We start from the raw sequence: 17,632 nt of genomic DNA on the forward strand, positions 1-17,632 counted from the left end.
CCGGCATTAATCGCTATTCGCAGGGACGCTTATACCGCAAGTAGGCGTAGAGGGCGTGTCTGTGATTGCCAGTGCTGCTCCTCCTGGTAAAGCAATTCCTCTATCGCCGGGCTGCTATCCAGCCATTCACGCTCAATTTGCAAGCGATAGGCATCTCCCTGGTCTGCCAAGTTGATTCCCCGCAAAGTGCGCTCTGTGCGGTCGCGGTGAATAATACTGGCAAGGCGCAGACACAGGAGTAAATCTGGGCTCGGGTGAAAACCGTAGTGCTCTTTTGGTGCTTTGATTGGACCGCGCTGGTTGCGCACTAGGTAGGCCAGGTGCTCCTGTTCGCCGTTGGAGAATCCAGCCATATCCGCATGCTTGATCATATAGGCACCGAGCTTGCGAAAGCTGCTGTGGGTGAGTGCCAGCCCCACTTCGTGTAGCTGGATGGCCCAGCGCAGTCGTTGCCTTCCCTCCAGCGGGTATTCGGGGCGCAATTGCTGCAATAGTTTGAGGGCGGTGTCGTTCACTCGGCGCACTTGGTTCTGGTCAATCTGCCAGTGCTGTACCACAGCGTCTACAGTACTGGCACGGCGATCGCCACCGTGCAGCCGCCCCGCCAGGTCATGCACTATGCCCTCGCGGATGGCATAGGGCGAAACCTCCATGCGCTGGATATCCAATTCACAGAAGATGGCGTGCAGGATTGCCAGGCCGGCGGCGAATACCGGGTGCCGCTCCTCGTCGAGATCGGGCAGCTCCAGTTCGGCGATATGCTCCACCTTGGCAACTTCTTTGGCGAGACGGTCGATATCCTCGTGCACGATATCCGCCACCTCTCCTCCATTCAGTACTCGTGAAACCGCCTTCACGCTGCCAGAGCAGCCGATAACTTCCGCTTCGGCGGCAATGTGTTGTAACCCTTGCAACTCGGCGCGGGCGGCGCGCTGTGCGCGCTTAAAGTGGTTGACGGTATTTTCACTGATCAGGCCATCGGCAAAAAAGCGCCTACTGTAGGAAACGCAACCCATTTCCAGACTTTGTAACTGTTGGGGGGATTCGCTGCCGCGCACCAGTTCGGTGGAGCCACCGCCGATGTCGATAATGCAGCGAAGCCGTGGTGGGCCGTCGGCGGCGGCCATTACGCCACTGTAAATCAGGCGTGCCTCCTCAATACCGCTAATAATTTCCACGGGCACGCCGAGAATGGATTCGGCCTCTTCGAGAAAACCATCGGCATTAGCCGCGGCGGCGCGCAGGGTATTGGTACCGACGACGCGAATATGATCGACCGGTAGTTTTTGTAGTACAGGTTGAAAGCGAGTGAGCGCGGTCAGGGCGCGCTCCGATACCACGGGGTTTAGGTGGCGGTGGGCGTCCAGCCCCTCTGCCAGTCTCACCATGGCGCGGTCGGTATGCAGGCGTACCATGCGTTGATCGCGAAATTCCGCTAACAACAGGTGGAAGCTGTTGGAGCCGAGGTCGAGCGCAACGTAGCGCTCACTTGGTGATTGCATCGACATCCTTAGGCCCGTGTTAGTTAAGACGGCAAGCTACTCTACTATTAACTGTATAACCTTGTGCTCATATTGATTATTTCAATCTGGCGGGGTCTTCCCCCTGGTCGTGACGAAAATGCGCGTAAATCTTCCTTTCGCGAAAATAGCTCGTCATAGGTTGATGCCTGTGCCCCTATAAGTTGTTCGATATGTACTTCCCCTGAATTGGCATCGAATTCTTGGGGCAGGGAAATTCACTCCGGTTGAATATGTTTTACAAACCTTCAATACCTAACGATATCCCTCTATACCCAAAAGAGTTGAGCTGGTTGTCCTTCAATGAGCGAGTGCTACAGGAGGTTGAAGACGAAACTGTACCCATTATTGACCGGGTGCGTTTCCTGGGAATTTTCTCTAACAATCTCGATGAATTTTTTCGTGTACGTGTAGCAGATGTGCGCCGTCTTGCCGCGTTCGCAGGGGCTGAACAGGAGAAAAGACATTTTGCCAAACTACTCGGGCAAATTAATGAGCGTGTACTACGCCTGCAACGACGTTATGCACGGGCTTACGCTAAAGCACTGGCAGATCTCGATAAACACAATATCCATGTAGTTAGGGAAACCACGCTAACTGAGCACCAACGCACCTTTGTCGAAGAATATTTCCATCGGGAAGTGTTGCCAGAGCTGGAGCCTTTTTTTATTGATGATCTTGATACTATGCCGCTGCTTAATGAGGCGAGTATCTATTTTGCCATTTTTCTGCGCCTAAAAGATGGTACCCAGCGTTATGCGGCAATGGAAATTCCCACTAATACTTTATCGCGTTTTGTTGTGATTCCACCCCGTGAGGGAAAGCGTGAAAAAGTATATATCGTTCTCGACAATATTATACGGGCCTGCTTGGTGGAGGTGTTTCGCCAGGTTTTGCCGATTCGCTCAGCCAAAGCGTATATGTTTAAGATTAGTCGTGATGCTGAGCTTGAATTGGGTGAACAGATAACCCAAAACCTCGTGGACCGTATGGAGAAATCTCTCAAGAGGCGTAAGCGTGCCGATCCGGTGCGCCTTGCTTACGATGCAGAAATACCTGAAGTGCTCCTAAATATGGTGAAGAAAAAATTAAAAATGGGACGCTATGATACTTATACACCTGGTGGGCGTTACCACAACTCTAAAGATCTAATGAAGTTCCCCGCAGATTCTGGGAGCTATATCTATAAGCCATTATTACCGCTGCCAACGTTACCTGGTAAGGGGGGAGCCTTTGCACATATTCGCAGTGCCGATCGGCTTTATTATTACCCTTATCATGATTTTCGCGTAATCACCAATTTACTCGCATCTGCAGCAATTGATCCACAGGTGCGAGAAATTCGGATCAATCTCTACCGGGTTGCAAAGAATTCACGGGTGGTGGCTGCTTTGATCAATGCTGTGCGGAATAATAAAAAAGTTATTGCCGTTGTTGAGTTGCGTGCTCGATTTGATGAGTTGGCAAATATCCACTGGTCGAAGGAGCTTGCCGATGCGGGGGTAGAGGTTATTTATGGCGTTCCAGGATTGAAAGTTCACTGTAAATTGATTTCTATTCTTCGTCGAGAAGAGGGTAGGGATAAGCTTTACAGTCATTTGGGGACAGGCAATTTTAATGAGAGTACTGCGCGAATTTACTGTGATTTTAGTTTGTTAACTAATAATCAGGAGTTGGGCCAGGATGTCTACAATGTTTTCGAATTTATTCGGCGTACTCGACGTCGTCCGGTGTTTCAGCATATCGCAGTTTCACCTCTGACAAACCGTGCTGCGCTTTTGGGGGCAATAGATCGAGAAATTGAGGCCGCCCAAAGGGGCGATAGAGCTGAGTTGTTTTTTAAGTGTAATAACTTGGTGGATAGCCAGGTAGTGGATCGGCTTTACAGTGCAAGTGCCGCAGGTGTAAAAGTAAGAATCATTGTACGAAGTATGTGCACCTTAGTGTGTGAGACAGCGGGTCTTTCTGACAATATTCAAGTTGTCAGTTTGGTAGATAAGTTTCTGGAGCATGCGCGTGTTTATATATTTTATAACGGTGGAGAGGAGATAATGTGGCTCTCTTCAGCAGATCTTATGACTCGTAATTTAGATCACCGGGTGGAAGTGACATTTCCAATTATGAATACTGATCACCGTGAGACGATTCGAAAAATTTTGGAGCTGCAATGGAGTGATAATCAAAAAGCTCGGATTGTGGATGCGAGACAGAGTAATACTAAAATTGCCAACTCTGGCAAAAAAAACTGTCGTTCCCAGGATGCTATATACCGCTATTTGAAGAAGCAGTCTGACGCTTGAACTTAGTTGGTTTCGACAAGAACTGGTTTGCAGGCTTTAAAAGCACTCACAGTAATTTGGCTCACTTAGTCCCGGCTGAACCCCACCAACTTTCCTCGATTGAATGAAAAGCGATAGCGTTGTCCGATTTGCAGCCATTCATAGCAAGTCGACTGGATAATCATACGTGGAAACTGTGGGGTAACTACCCAGGTCTGGAAATCATTGCCAGGTCCTCTCCCGATCAGCCAATAGTAATCCCCTCTTTTGCAAAAGGCGCTGGGTGCGCAGGGTTCGCTACCCCAAACATAGGCCAGTACATCGTATTGCATTGGCACACTGGCCTTTTCCTGAAAAGGCTGGGGCTCACTGCCGGTGAAGGTGTAGAGGTTGTCGAATGGAATTGGGCGAAATCCCTGTGCTGGAGTTGCGCAGCTGACTACTTGGGGTTTTCCTGTGATACGGGCGTGAGGAGGCGGCGCCTTTTCCTTACCGGGAATGGTCATTTCACTGGGCAGATATCCGCAGCCACTGACCGTTAATAGAGCCAGGGCCGCTAGAGTTGCGGCCCATGCAAGTATGCGCACTGATCACCTATTCGAATTGTGGGGGCCTCCTACCAATATAGCCATAGATTGAGTGCTTATTTGTTGCGGGCGATGGCCGGAGCACGGCGATGGAAGCGCCACTTACGCCGGTAGGGGAAGGCGCTCTCCACATGCCCGGCGCGGATACGGTCTTGCAGGCGTCTCCAGTATCGATAATCGTAGAGGTCGCTGTGCAACCTCTCAAAAGCTGAGCGCGCGGTGGGATTACCGGAGAAGAACAGGCGGAACTCCTCGGGGAAGACGTCCGCTTCATCCACGGTGTACCAAGGTTTGTCTGCCAGTTCCTGCTCAGGTGTTTGCGCTTCGGGAATCTTGCGGAAATTGCACTCCGTCAGCGGGCACAGCTCGTCGTAATCGTAGAAGACCACGCGGCCGTGACGGGTCACACCAAAGTTCTTAAGAAGCATATCGCCGGGGAATATATTGGCTGCTGCTAGTTGCTTGATGGCATTACCATATTCCTCCATGGCTTCTCGAGTTTCCTCTTCGTTGGAGGTTTGTAAATAGAGATTGAGGGGTTCCATGCGCCGTTCTACATAGAGGTGCCGGATAATTACCCACTTCTCATTAATGACCAGTTTGGAGGGTGCTACCTCCTGTAGCTCACGCAGTAGTTCTTCACTAAAGCGATTGCGATAGAAGATGAAATTGGTGTATTCCTGGGTATCGGCCATACGCCCAACGCGGTCTGAGCGGGATACAAATTTATATTTCTCCCGCACAATTTCTTCGGTGACGGTTTTTGGGCGATCGAAGCGATCCTTAATGACTTTGAACACCACTGGATAGGAGGGCAGGGTAAATACGCTCATTACCATGCCTTTGATGCCGGGTGCTATCACAAACTGATCGTTGCTCACCTTCATATGCGCAAGGATATGGCGGTAGAACTCGGTCTTGCCGTGCTTGTGGAAGCCGATGGAGTTGTACAGCTCCGACTTTTCCTTGAGCGGCATAATAGTGGAGAGAAAGCGTACGAAACGCGAGGGAATGGGCGCATCCACCATAAAATAGGAACGGGTGAAGCTGAAGATAATACTAGCGGAATCATTGCTGTGCAGCAGGGTATCCACAAAAATACCACCACGGCCGTTATTCAAGCAGGGCAGAATAATAGGTACCACTTCGCCATTAAAAATCATGCGACCCACTAAATAGGCGGCCTTGTTGCGGTAGAACACAGACTCCAGCATATCTACACGCAGCTGTTTTTCATTCTCCAGCTTGGCCAGCGGCGCCTCGCGTAAAAGCGCACAGATATTTTCGATATCCCGCTGCATATTTTCCCAAGGGGCGGAAAAGCTGAAGTCTTTGAGGATGTCCTCGATCATATATTCGAGTCCATCACGCCCGCTATAGCTGATATAAATGCTGTAATCCCGCAGCGGTTTGTCGTCTGGTGCGCGAGAGGGTTTGACGAAAATATTTTTGTCGTGAATATCCGCGTGTCGGAATTGGCTGCAAAAGACAGAGTTGAAGAAAGTTTCGGCAATCTCGTAGTTGCTGTGATTGGCGATTAGTTGTGCGTAGGTGGCGCGGGCATCCCGCCACAGTTCCAGTTGACTGGTATCTTTACTGGTAACTGAGTGCACCAGTTTGAGCACCTGGTTGACCTTGGTTTTGTACAGGTCGATGCGTTCCTTGTTGGCCTCATGTGCGGCCTGCCAGGAAGCGGTCTCAAAGCGCGCCTTGGCGCCCAGAGTGATGTTCTGATAGTCTGCGAAATACGCATCAAAACCATTCAGGATGGTCTTCGCGATGCGGCGGGCGGTCGGTGAGTGATTGGTCATGCACTAGACTTGGTTTTTGAGTTTCAGGTTAAGCATCTGCCTGGGGAGCATTTGGGGTGGCTGACGGGGTTAACCCGCGCCTTACCAGATTCCACCGCCCCGGCGCTTGCCGATCTCCCCGCGGCAGGGAATAAGCGGATAGTAGCACGGCACGCCGGAGTACCAGTTGAACGATTGGATCAGTAGTTTTGTCTTTTTCTTTGCGGTGATCGATCCGGTGGGCACTCTGCCGGTATTTATTGCCGTCACTTCCCGTCACGCCGAATGGCAAAAACGCAAAATCGCCTGGCTGGCTGTATTGGTAGCCGCTGGCATCTTGTTGTTCTTTTTATTGGTCGGTCAATTCCTGTTGGAGGCAATCGGTGTACCGCTGTCAGCTTTTCAGGTGGCGGGTGGTGTAGTGTTGTTCCTGTTTGCCCTCACCATGATATTTGGCGATAGTAAACCTGAACAGGAGATGGAGATTGTCCGGGAGGGCCATGAGACCGCGATATTTCCGCTGGCGGTGCCTTCAATAGCCTCGCCGGGCGCCATGCTAGCAGCAGTGGTACTTACCGATAATCATCGCTTTGATATGATGCATCAACTCAACACTGCCACGGCGATGCTGGCGGTATTGGGGATTGTGATTGCACTATTACTAACCGCAAATTGGATCTATCGGTTTATAGGGGATGCTGGCGCCAGTATCGTCAGTCGGGTGATGGGCCTGATACTCGCCTCGGTAGCCACCACCAATGTACTACTGGGTATACAGCAGTTCTTCTCTATCTAAGCTGCCCAGTCAGAATGAGCAGGCACTTCGAACGTCAGTTGGGGTGTCTGTACAAGTTCTCTTGCCGACTAGTTTCGATTATTCCATGTTTCGATTTCCCCATGAAAGATGTGTTTTACTCAATAACAAGATGCTATTGAATACTGTATTGTACTATGGTGAAGCATGCTTTCTCTGTGACTTTATTATGCCGGTACAGCCAAAATACGTCTGAGTAATATTTTATGGCTTATTATTTTGTTTTCTAAATATCATTAATAAATGGCCAAAAGAAGACTGTAGTCACAGTTACGCCCTTTGTTTGTCAGGCAATAATCAGATGGTTGTTCACATCACTAAACCTAACTATGATTAAGTGATGCATAATGATAAGTAATTGTTTTACAAGAAACGAATTGGCTAAGAGATAAGATATTCAAAAGACAATCCTTTATCATTTTCTTGATGTGTTTCCTTGCTCTTTTTTATTGCCGTTTTAGGAGCCTTGGAGGCATGTTGTGTTTCATTATAAGGACCTTTTACGGCAGTGAACCCTCTTTTATTTGTTCATGTTCCAAAAACAGCGGGAACAAGTTTTCGATTCGGCGCATCAGCTTATTTTGGTGATGGCAGTATTTGTCTTGATTATGGACCGGAGTCAATGGAGACCAGCGATGTTGTAAAAAAATGGATGGGGGAAATCCCAGATCCATGGTCCTTTTTCCAGGAGATGAAATACGAAAATAGAAAAATGCTCTCGGGTCATTTTAATGCAATACGTTATGTCCCGGTATTTGGCCTGGAAAATACAGTAACGATATTGAGAGATCCAATACAGAGAGTGGTATCAGAGTATAAACACTTTTCTCGTCACAATAGATATAAAGGTGCCTTCAGGTCCTTTTACAGTAAGCCATCATTTACTAATCGACAGCTAAAAATTTTTAGGGGCTTATCTTGGCCTGCTCTTGGGTTTGTCGGTTTGACAGAGAGATATGATGAGTCTCTACAGTTGCTTAATAAAAAATTTGGTTTGGAAATCCCGTATCTGGCAGAGAATCTAGGGCGTGAAAAGCTTGAGGAAAAATATGATATTCCCCAAGATGAGTTGGAAGAGTTGCGTATTCTGAATGCGGGTGAAATTACTCTGTATAAAAAAGCGGTGTCACAGTTTGAATGGAGGGTTTTACTTTCCCGGCGAGGGGAGAGGTTTGTGGCGGGTTCTATTTTTAGCCAATCCAATAAACGTATTAGAGGTTGCGCTATTCCCGAACAAAATAATGAGGCGGTTGTGCTTCGTGTGAAAGTTGATGGGGCCTATAAGGGCGAAGTTCTAGCGAATGAATATCGTGCTGATCTACGCGCAAATGGTGCAGGCCGAGGTGGTTTCGTCGGTTTTTCTATAGACATCTCTGGCTTTGCAAAGGGGACAACTCTAGAGTGTGAGGTGGCTGAGACGGGACAACCGCTAGTAAATTCTCCCTGGGTAATTCGCGGTGAAGACTAAGTGTACTGGAGCAAGTGACTTTTCTTCGTTATTCCTACTGATCTTTCTATGGTCTATATTGACTGACTCTGCGGGCTATCAATCGCCAGCAAACTTATTGCCTACCTAGTAGAGGCATTTTTGAGCTGCGGATAAGAGCATGATACTAATCCCAGTTTTACTAATCTTTGGGGCCTTCTCTTGGTATATCTGCACCCTCGCTGCCGGTGGTGGGGCCATGCTGATGATACCGCTGGTCGGCCTCTTGATAGGGCCACATTTGGTGGCTCCTACGATTACGATTGGCAGTGTTATTGCCGCACCTTCCCGCGTGTTGTTGTTTTGGCCATATATTAACTGGAGCGTTATTCGCTGGATGCTACCCGGTAGTATTCTGGGGGCGATGGTTGGTGCCTATATTTATAGTCAAATGCACCCAATATGGCTTCAGCTCTTTGTGGGCATCTTTTTGATGTCCACTTTGGTTCAATATCGGCTCGGTAGAAAACAATCTTCTTTTCCAATGCGTTTACCCTACTTTTTCTTACTTGGTGTAGTAGTCGCATTTCTTTCTGGGGTTATTGGTGCTATTGGTCCGGTGCAGAATCCCTTCTTTATCAATTACGGTGTTGATAAGGAAAATTTGATTGCAACCAAGGCGTTGAACACCATGGTCTTACAGGCCACCAAAATAATGACCTATCTTAGCTTTGGTGCTATCACCATGGATTTGGCAAGTTATGGCGTTGCTATTGGTATTGGAGGGAGTATTGGAGTTTACCTTGCTAAGCATCGCATCTTGCGTATGAGTACACAGCGCTTTCATTACTATATGCTCGCTCTAATGTTTATTTGTGGAGTGTTTCTCGCATTACGATCTTTGACACAAATTGTTCAATTAAGACCTGATATTTTTTCTGATATCACCTTACTCAGTTAGATACTTGTCGCAAAACGAGCCTATACCGATAAGCATTGAGACAGTGGAGTAATCTCTGTGATCAAGGCTTAGTAATGAATAGGGGAATTGCGGCAATGTTGTGTCTTTTGTGTAAATTCGAACTTTAGTGGTTGCTAGTACCTATGGTGCTCCGATTGAGAGCCAAAAGATACGCAAAACTTCATTGAGGGGGCGGATTGATCATTGTGAAAGCGTTAGCTGGCCAGAATGTCTCGCGTTAAGTGAGAGGCTGTCATTTACTGCTCTGTAGGAAGGCATTATAAGGGGTAAGTGTTATCCCCGTGCGCCAAGACTATGAAAGACAGAATAATAAGACTTCGGTTATTGGATCTGTGGCGTTCTATTTTTAAATGTTGGTACATTCGTCCCTCTTTCTATGTTTTTTTACTTTTAACCTTCTATGTCCTCTTCCTGCCCAAGGTTCCGGTATGGGCGCATACTCCCCTGGACGTGAACACCAATGAGCAGGGGGAAAATTCCACTGGACTCCATGCGATATGGCACGACAAGGGTGGAGAGAGTGATATTTATAGTGCACGACAAGCTCATGAGCAGGGGAAGTTTCGCACTTTGGAAACAGCGGGTTCCACCGGTCTAAGCGCCGGTGTTTTCTGGTCTCACTTTACGTTGCGCAATCGCGACAGCCACCCGCTAACCCTAAATATTGAGTATGTCGATCACCAGTTGGTCGGTTTGCAAGCTTTCGGCCGGAAGGCGGGCAGTGGTGATCTCTTCCGCGAAGTGAGCAACCTTTCTATTTATGAGCCTTTTGCCCGTCGGCAGGTGGCGCATAACCGTTTTGTTTTTCCAGTGACCATCGCACCGGGGACCACTCAGGAGCTAATGGTAAGGTTCGATTCTGGCGAATTGGGTGTGGTCTTTCCCAGTCTGCGTATCTGGAGCCCCCAGGCATTGCAACAAAACAGTAAGGGTGAGACGAGCCTGATCGCTTTTCTGTTTGGAGGCTACTTTTTAATGGCGGTCTTTGCCCTAGTGGGAGCGATCGCAATCAAAGAAAAGATTCTCTATATCTATTCTTTCTACTGCGCTAGCAAAATCCTGGTGTGGGGCACAGTGCTGGGATATACCCATCAATACCTGATGACAGGCAGCTTCCACTGGGGATACGGCTCTCTTAGTGGGGCTGTGGCAATTATGGCCGGGCTTGTCTTTGCACGGACATTTCTCGAAACCCGTCAGTTCACGCCAAAGTTGGACTTCCTCTTACAGCTGATGTTGCTCAACGGTGCTTTCCTGATTGGTTGCGTGTTTTTAGAGCTGAAGGCCCTTTCCCAAATATCCATGATCATCGCATTGCTTTGTTATCCCCTGATCGTGCCCATCGCTATGATTCGCTGGCGCCAGGGAGAGAATGCTGCAGGAGTGTTTGCCCTGGGGTGGGCCACCCTAGTGCTGGGACTACTGGTGCAGGCAATGCGTGATCTCGGTTATGTGGTGCACAACCCAGTCAACTACTATTGGCCGCCGGTGGCCTCTTTTGTGGAGATGCTGGCGATTATGGCAGCGATCGGTTTAATGGTGCAGCGCCTGCGGTTACAGAAGGATCGGGCGGAAAAAAAATACCTGCAACAGCTGGAAGTATCCAAGATTGATCTTGAGGAGTTGGTGCAGTCACGCACCAGAGAGCTGGAAGCTGCTAAGGCCAGGGCGGAACTGGAGGCACGTACCGATCCACTAACTGGTATTCACAATCGCCGCAGTTTTTTTGAAGAGGCCAATCTTTTGCTCAAATTGGCTCAACGCAAGCAAATTCCCCTGGGTATATTGATGTTGGATATAGACCGCTTTAAATCAATCAATGATCGCCACGGCCACCTGATCGGTGATCAGGCCTTGTGTGCTACTGCCCGGGTAATAGCCCAGCATGTGCGTGAGGTGGATGTGTTTGGGCGCATAGGCGGTGAGGAATTTGCACTGTTGGTTAGTGCCGATGGCCCAGGTACGCTGTCTGTTGCCAAGCGTATCCATGAAGATATCGCCAAAATTATGATCAAGTCCGCTCTGGGGCCGGTGCAGTTTACCGCTAGCATCGGTGTGGCCCAGCTGCAGGGAGAGAGAGACGTGCTGGAATTATTGCAGCATGCCGACAACGCTCTCTACCGGGCCAAAAGGACCGGTCGCAATCGTGTATTAGAGTATGCGGTGGCGGAGGGCTGAGCTACTGCACATAGGTCACTGCGTTGAGCACCCTGATACGCACGTTTTCCGGTAGAGGTACCAGACCGATATTGCCGGCTTCCGATTGGGAATTTTGGCTCAACATAAAGACCAGCATCTGTCTTAGAGCCTGAGCAACATCATCTTTCTGATTGGCGTAGAGCAGCAACCAGGAAAAGCTGGTAATCGGGTAGGCATCTTTCCCTTTGGGGTCCCAGACCCAGGCGATCAGGTTGGGTGCGCCGCTCACAGGCAGTTTACTATCGGGAAATTCAACTTCTTCTAAAGCAGCTACTCCGCTCTTGGCATTGGCTTCGATAAATTGGCCCGCGCGATTTTCTAGGATTGCTACCGGTAAATTGACTATGTTGGCAAAGCCGTGCTCCACATAACCGATAGCGCCGGGTATTTCTCGTACTTTGGCCGCTACACCCTGGTTACCTGGTGCGATTTTAAAGGTCGACAGCCGGGGCCAGTCGGGTGTGCGGTCCAGGCCAATATTCTCACGGAATTCTTCACTAACGGCGCTGAGGTGGCCGGAAAAAATATAGGAAGTTCCGGAGCTCTCGGAGCGGGTAACCACTGAAATATCTGTGCGTGGTAATTTAATATCTGGATTACTGGCGGCGATGATCGGGTCGTCCCAATGGCGGATCTTACCCATAAAAATGCCCACATAGGCTTCCCGCGACAGCTTCAATTTATCGATACCCGGTAAATTAAACACTAACACCACTTGCCCGGCAGTGACGGGTAATACAACACCTCCCTCCTTAAGCTTCTTGAGTTCATCGATTTCTATGGCCGCATCTGAGGCGGCAAAATTAACAGTATGGCCGAGAAAATCGCGGATGCCGTCGCCGCTGCTGCTCATTTCGTAAAAAATAAAAATATTGTTCTCGCGGTGGGTAAACTGGCGAAACCACTCCACATAAATCGGATAGGGGAAACTGGCGCCACTGCCGCGCAGATTAACGGGGTTTTCTGGCACCTGGGCTTGCACTTGTAGGCCGAAGAGTGAAATGCCAGCGGTCACCGCCAGTATGGCTACAAGGTGGCGTAGTACCGCGGTGTACCTCGATAACATGGGCTACCTCAACTAAAGGGTCACCGGTCTCTTATTGGAGACCAGCGACGAGCCGCCAAAAATAGGCTTCGATTAAAAAATTCTAGCAGGACCGGCGGCTTCGTGTGAAAGCGCGCCGTTCTGGGATGACTAGCTGCCCACTTCACCGCCATCGTCCCTATAGATGGCCAATACCGAGGGGCGCGGTGGCAGTTCCGGGTTGTTATCCGGCCAGCGGTGTAAGGGGTGGTCGTAAGTAGAGTTGAGGGCGTCGGCAGGGTGTTGCACTGCGATAAACAGAGTTGTGCCATCGGGAGTAAACTCGGGGCCGCACACCTCAGCGCCCTGCGGGCATCCAAAGAAGTGTTTGGGCGCGGCGCGCATTTGCCCCTCGGTGGCCATGGCCCAGAGGCCGTCGTGGAAGCCGAAACGCTCGCAGCCGTCAGTGGCCACCCACATGTTGCCATGAGGATCGAAGGCGACATTGTCCGGGTTGGTAAACCAGCCGTGATTAGAAATATTGTAAGTGGATTGCTGCCCGTAAGCGCCGCGCTCCACGGGATTCTCCGCATTGGGATTGCCGCCAAGTAAAAACTGGTGCCAGCGGAATTGGTCGCTGGTGTGATCTCGGCCGGTTTTTTTACCAGGCATGGCCGGGGGCACAATTTCCAAAATATGCCCGGCAGTATTTTGGTGACGGGGATTAGCTGCATCCACACTGTCTTCGGCGCGGCTTTTATTCTTGGTTAACATCACATAGGTGCAGTCGTTGTGGGGATTGGTCTCTACATCCTCCGGGCGGTCCATGGGAGTGGCGCCCAGCAGTGCAGCGGCCTGGCGTGTGTCAATTAAGACATCCGCCTGACTGTGAAAACCGTTGTTGCTGTTTAGAGGGCCCTGTCCAAAAACTAGTGGCAACCATTTCCCACTTCCATCCGCATCAAAGCGTGCCGCATAGAGGGTGCCTTCGGCCAGTAAATTGCGATTGTGGCTTGGATCTTTGGGCAAATAAGCCTCTTTGGAGACATAGCGGTAGACGAACTGATGTTCGTCGTCATCGCCGCCATAGGCCACCACTGGTTGGCCCGGCTTACAGACCAGGGTAAAGCCCTCGTGTTCAAAGCGGCCTAGGGTGGTCAGCTTGCGAGGTATAGATTGCGGGTCGTAGGGGTCGTATTCCACCATCCAACCAAAACGATTGGGTTCGTTGGGTTCTTGCTGTATATCGAAGCGTGGGTCGTAATCACCTAGGTTGCGATTGTGGGGCCTTACGCCGAAGTCACGGTGATTGCGCGCCTCGCGAGTATCCTCGACTTTGTTGGGATCTCCTTGGAAGGCGCCACCAAATCCCTCCTCGGCCACCAATACCGTGCCCCAGGGAGTCTTGCCACCGGCGCAGTTGCCAATGGTACCGAGCACCTGGGTGCCAGAGGGATCTGCGGTTGTTTGCAAGCGTTTGTCTCCGGAGGCGGGGCCACTAATTTGCATCGGCGTGGTCGCGGTGATGCGGCGATTGTAGGGGCTCTCCAGAACCGGCTGCCAGCCTTTGTCGGTACGTGCAATTTCTATTACCGAGTGGCCACAGGCGGCTAGTTCTATGGCTACATGCTCGGCACTGACTCCCCGCGTGGCACTATACTCATCGTTGTAACCAGAGAACATCAGGTGTGGTTGGGTGTACTCGTGATTTACACATAGTAGGCCGCGATCGCTGTTACCACTCTGGCAGTGGATTTCTCCGTGCCCGGCAGGGGTATTCTCCGCCAATGGCATAAAGGCGATAAAGTCGTTGTTATAGCCAAAGCGTTGAGATTGCCCCTGTGCCGTTAATTGTTTCGGCTCAAATTCTTTGAGGTTAGCGACAATGGGGTCGCCCCACCGTAGCAGGATATCGGCGCTGTAACCCTGCGGTAGATGATGATTGAAGTCCAAGCTGTGGGGAACTTCCTGAAATGAGAGATTCTCCCGATGATGCTCCGATCCGCAGCCAGGCATAAAGTTGGTTGCGGCGCCCGCAGCCGTGGCACCACCAATGGCCTTCAATAGCTTTCTACGGTCAGGGTTTTTAGGGGAATCTTTCATTGCTGCTGCTCCGTTGCGGGGAACCTAATAAAATTAAATTAACCTGACCTAATTAAATCGATGACATATCTTTTACTCTATCGATTAATTAAAAGAGGTTAATATAAAGCGATAAATAAATAAGGATATTTAATTTATCTGGGAATTTTTCCAGCTATTTCTGAAAGCTTGATGACAGCTTAAAAAAACCGTCATGTAAAGTTCATAGTCGCCTACTAGTCTGCGCCCCAATAAATACGCCGCCGGCACTAATTGGAGTGGGACGCGATGATAAGCACAACCATCAATTTTCGAACGCTCAACACCCCCGTTACCACGCTCGCCATAGCAGTTTTTTGTGCTAATAACGGCTTGAGTGCCAATGCTTATGCACAAGAGAGCCTGACCCGCACTATGGAAACGGTGACGGTTACCGCCCAGGCCAACAATGCGCGCAGCGACCTGGATCGCCAGCGTGACTCCAACAAGCTGGTGGCAGTACAAACTTCTGATGCCATCGGTGAGTTGCCGGATGCCAATGTAACAGAGGCCCTGCAGCGGATGCCTGGAGTCTTTATTGCCCGCGACCAGGGTGAGGGACGTTTTGTGGGGGTGCGCGGTATTGATCCCAACTTGAATGCGGCCAGCATCAATGGCGTTAGTCTGCCCGCACCGGAAACTGGCAGTCGCGCTGTGGCTTTGGATGTCATCCCCTCAGACCTACTTGCCAGCTTAGAGGTATTCAAAACCCTTACACCGGATATGAGCGCTGACTCTATCGGCGGGGCTATAGAAATCAAGAGTATTAACGCGCTGAACTACGATGGCAGCCGCTATAAATTCAGTGTTGAAAACAGTTATAGCGAACTGCAAGGGGAGCACAGTCCAAAATATGCAGCCACCATGACCAATGTTTTCGATCTCGATGGCAACAGACGCTTTGGTGTCGCTCTGGCAGTCAGTCATCAGCAGCGAGATTTCGGTTCTGAAAATATTGAAACCGATGGTAGCTGGGAAGCGCTTGTGGCCGAGGATGGTAGTGGGGGGATTGGGGCAACTGAAATAGAACAGCGGGATTACACCATTACTCGTGAGCGCACCGGTATGGCCGCTAATTTCGACCTGCAATTGAGTAGTGGTGCACGAATCTATCTGCACAACCTCAATTCCGACTTCTCAGATCAGGAGATCCGTCAACGCAATTCCTGGAAACTGGATGCAGAGCGCGATGAGCCAGAGACGATCTCCAGACATAGCGCCATTTGGGAAGGGGCGGCACTGGAAAAATCCTTGAAAGATCGCCTGGAAGAACAGGAGATTATTTCAACAGTATTGGGTGGAGAGCATAATTTCGAACAATGGGGTCTTGCCTACGTGCTGGGTTATTCTTACGCGGAGGAATCTGAGCCACATCGCCGCGATACCGACTTTGTCCTTGAACCACTGCGCCTGGGTTATGTGGAAGCGGGTAAAACTCCGCGTATGGCAGTGGACAGTAGCGACGCTGAAAAAATATTAGATCCCGCCAATTATCAACTGGACGAGTTGGTTATTGAGGATAATTTCTCCGAGGATGAAGAGTTGAGTTTACGTCTGGATTTTACCAGGGAGATAAACTGGGGCACCTATGACTCAACGGTGCAATTTGGCCTGCACGAACGCCAGAGGGAAAAACGCGGTGATCTGAATGCCAGCGTTTATGATGGTTTTGCCGGTGACTATACCTTGGCAGATTTTGTTCGTAACGATATTGATTACCGTCTCGATACCTTCGGACCGGGAGTTAATCCAGGCAATCTCAATCGATTTATTAATCGTAATATTGCCAGTTTTGAGATGGATGAAACTGAAACCGCCCTCTCTTCTGCGCGTGATTACCAGATGCAGGAAGACATCAGTGCGCTCTACGTAATGAATACCATCGAACTTGATCGCGCTCAATGGGTCTTTGGAGTGCGCTATGAACGCACCGATTTCAGTGCCGAAGGAATGCGTGTGGTTGAATCCGAAGAGCCAGTACCCGGTGCCGATTTCATTGCCGATGAGGTCTATGCAAGTGCGGTCAATTATCAGCGCAATTACGATCACTTCTTCCCTAGTGTAAACTTCAAGCTTGATTACAGCGATAATATTGTGCTGCGTGCGGCCTACACCGAGTCCCTGTCGCGCCCCTCGTTTGGCCATCTGAATCCCTCGCCGGCGCAAATTGAGTTCGACGATGGTGAGCTGGAAGTGGAAGCCGGCAATCCAGCTCTGCAACCTTATGAATCTCGCAACCTGGATTTCTCCGCAGAATACTACGCGGATCATCTGGGTATGCTATCGCTGGGATTGTTCCACAAGTCTATCGATAACTTTATTGTGATGTCCGATGTTTCCAGTAGCGCGGATTTTACTCAGTATATCGGTAACCTGATAGTGGAAGAGGCCGAAATACTTCAGCCTATCAATGGTGAAAGGGCACGGATTAACGGTGCGGAACTGGCTTGGACACAGGGCTTCGATAATGGTTTTCTACTGCGTGCTAACGCAACCTACACAGACTCTGAAGCCAGTCTAGGATTGGGGCCGGATCGTCAACGCAGCGACAAAATTTCTATGCCATCCCAAGCAGATCTGGTGGGAAATTTTATTGTCGGTTATGAGCGAGATGCTTTTAGCCTGCGCTTGTCTGCTGCTTTTCGCAGCGAGCGATTGCTGGAGGTAGGTATGGAGGATGCGTCCCGTGATCGTTATGAAGAGGATCACTTGCAATTGGATCTCTCTGTGCGCTACCACTTGAACAACGGTTTACTGCTGACATTCACCGGAGTGAATTTGACCGATGAGCCTTATTATGTGCATAACTCTGGTTTCAACGGTCAATATGAAGAGTACGGGCCGACTTATGCCCTGGGCCTGAGTTTCAGCACTTTCTAGCGGGACAACA

The 17,632-nt window shown here is 49.9% G+C and carries 11 protein-coding genes; 6 read left to right on the forward strand and 5 right to left on the reverse strand.

What is annotated here, in order from left to right; all coding sequences use genetic code 11:
* Positions 1-29 precede the first annotated feature (29 nt).
* Positions 30-1,502, reverse strand: coding sequence for a Ppx/GppA phosphatase family protein (locus ACJJIC_RS05725; RefSeq protein WP_252083415.1), 1,473 nt, complete (start codon positions 1,500-1,502; stop codon positions 30-32).
* Between the two features lie 251 nt (positions 1,503-1,753).
* Here ACJJIC_RS05725 and ppk1 point away from each other — a divergent pair, with 251 nt between their 5' ends.
* Complete coding sequence (gene ppk1 / locus ACJJIC_RS05730; protein ID WP_445357880.1) at positions 1,754-3,820, forward strand: polyphosphate kinase 1; 2,067 nt, start codon at positions 1,754-1,756, stop codon at positions 3,818-3,820.
* A gap of 65 nt (positions 3,821-3,885) precedes the next feature.
* Here ppk1 and ACJJIC_RS05735 read toward each other — a convergent pair whose 3' ends face one another.
* Both ACJJIC_RS05735 and aceK read right to left on the reverse strand, forming a co-directional pair.
* Entirely contained in the window at positions 3,886-4,386 is a 501-nt protein-coding gene (locus ACJJIC_RS05735; RefSeq protein ID WP_444910587.1) for a hypothetical protein, read from the reverse strand.
* A gap of 56 nt (positions 4,387-4,442) precedes the next feature.
* The gene (gene aceK, locus ACJJIC_RS05740; protein ID WP_252083412.1) at positions 4,443-6,197 is read right to left on the reverse strand and encodes a bifunctional isocitrate dehydrogenase kinase/phosphatase; all 1,755 of its coding nucleotides are present in this window, start codon (positions 6,195-6,197) and stop codon (positions 4,443-4,445) included.
* 166 nt (positions 6,198-6,363) lie between these two features.
* Between aceK and ACJJIC_RS05745 the strand changes: the two genes are divergently transcribed.
* The 4 genes from ACJJIC_RS05745 to ACJJIC_RS05760 all read left to right on the forward strand — a co-directional run bounded on the left by ACJJIC_RS05745 (position 6,364) and on the right by ACJJIC_RS05760 (position 11,576).
* Positions 6,364-6,972: a MarC family protein gene (locus ACJJIC_RS05745; protein WP_252083411.1), complete on the forward strand. Its 609-nt coding sequence runs from the start codon at positions 6,364-6,366 to the stop codon at positions 6,970-6,972.
* Between the two features lie 526 nt (positions 6,973-7,498).
* Entirely contained in the window at positions 7,499-8,458 is a 960-nt protein-coding gene (locus ACJJIC_RS05750; protein ID WP_444903229.1) for a sulfotransferase family 2 domain-containing protein, read from the forward strand.
* A gap of 139 nt (positions 8,459-8,597) precedes the next feature.
* Positions 8,598-9,377: a sulfite exporter TauE/SafE family protein gene (locus tag ACJJIC_RS05755; RefSeq protein ID WP_445356591.1), complete on the forward strand. Its 780-nt coding sequence runs from the start codon at positions 8,598-8,600 to the stop codon at positions 9,375-9,377.
* 315 nt (positions 9,378-9,692) lie between these two features.
* Positions 9,693-11,576 (forward strand): diguanylate cyclase, encoded by a 1,884-nt coding sequence (locus tag ACJJIC_RS05760; protein ID WP_445356592.1) that lies wholly within the window; start codon positions 9,693-9,695, stop codon positions 11,574-11,576.
* A gap of 1 nt (position 11,577) precedes the next feature.
* Here ACJJIC_RS05760 and pstS read toward each other — a convergent pair whose 3' ends face one another.
* Positions 11,578-12,663: a phosphate ABC transporter substrate-binding protein PstS gene (gene pstS, locus ACJJIC_RS05765; protein WP_444887273.1), complete on the reverse strand. Its 1,086-nt coding sequence runs from the start codon at positions 12,661-12,663 to the stop codon at positions 11,578-11,580.
* Positions 12,664-12,792: 129 nt separating this feature from the next.
* Positions 12,793-14,724, reverse strand: coding sequence for a PhoX family protein (locus ACJJIC_RS05770; protein WP_445356593.1), 1,932 nt, complete (start codon positions 14,722-14,724; stop codon positions 12,793-12,795).
* 267 nt (positions 14,725-14,991) lie between these two features.
* Here ACJJIC_RS05770 and ACJJIC_RS05775 point away from each other — a divergent pair, with 267 nt between their 5' ends.
* Positions 14,992-17,622, forward strand: a complete 2,631-nt coding sequence (locus tag ACJJIC_RS05775; RefSeq protein WP_445356594.1) for a TonB-dependent receptor — start codon at positions 14,992-14,994, stop codon at positions 17,620-17,622.
* The last annotated feature ends 10 nt before the right edge of the window (positions 17,623-17,632 follow it).

Source organism: Microbulbifer mixtoriginis (SeqCode), from assembly GCF_052468275.1.

What these genes read in the sequence shown, in the direction of transcription:
- ACJJIC_RS05725 (WP_252083415.1), bottom strand. Translation starts at nt 1,502, where the DNA reads ATGCAATCACCAAGTGAGCGCTACGTTGCGCTCGACCTCGGCTCCAAC.
- ppk1 (WP_445357880.1), top strand. Translation starts at nt 1,754, where the DNA reads ATGTTTTACAAACCTTCAATACCTAACGATATCCCTCTATACCCAAAA.
- aceK (WP_252083412.1), bottom strand. Translation starts at nt 6,197, where the DNA reads ATGACCAATCACTCACCGACCGCCCGCCGCATCGCGAAGACCATCCTG.
- ACJJIC_RS05755 (WP_445356591.1), top strand. Translation starts at nt 8,598, where the DNA reads ATGATACTAATCCCAGTTTTACTAATCTTTGGGGCCTTCTCTTGGTAT.
- ACJJIC_RS05760 (WP_445356592.1), top strand. Translation starts at nt 9,693, where the DNA reads ATGAAAGACAGAATAATAAGACTTCGGTTATTGGATCTGTGGCGTTCT.
- pstS (WP_444887273.1), bottom strand. Translation starts at nt 12,663, where the DNA reads ATGTTATCGAGGTACACCGCGGTACTACGCCACCTTGTAGCCATACTG.
- ACJJIC_RS05770 (WP_445356593.1), bottom strand. Translation starts at nt 14,724, where the DNA reads ATGAAAGATTCCCCTAAAAACCCTGACCGTAGAAAGCTATTGAAGGCC.
- ACJJIC_RS05775 (WP_445356594.1), top strand. Translation starts at nt 14,992, where the DNA reads ATGATAAGCACAACCATCAATTTTCGAACGCTCAACACCCCCGTTACC.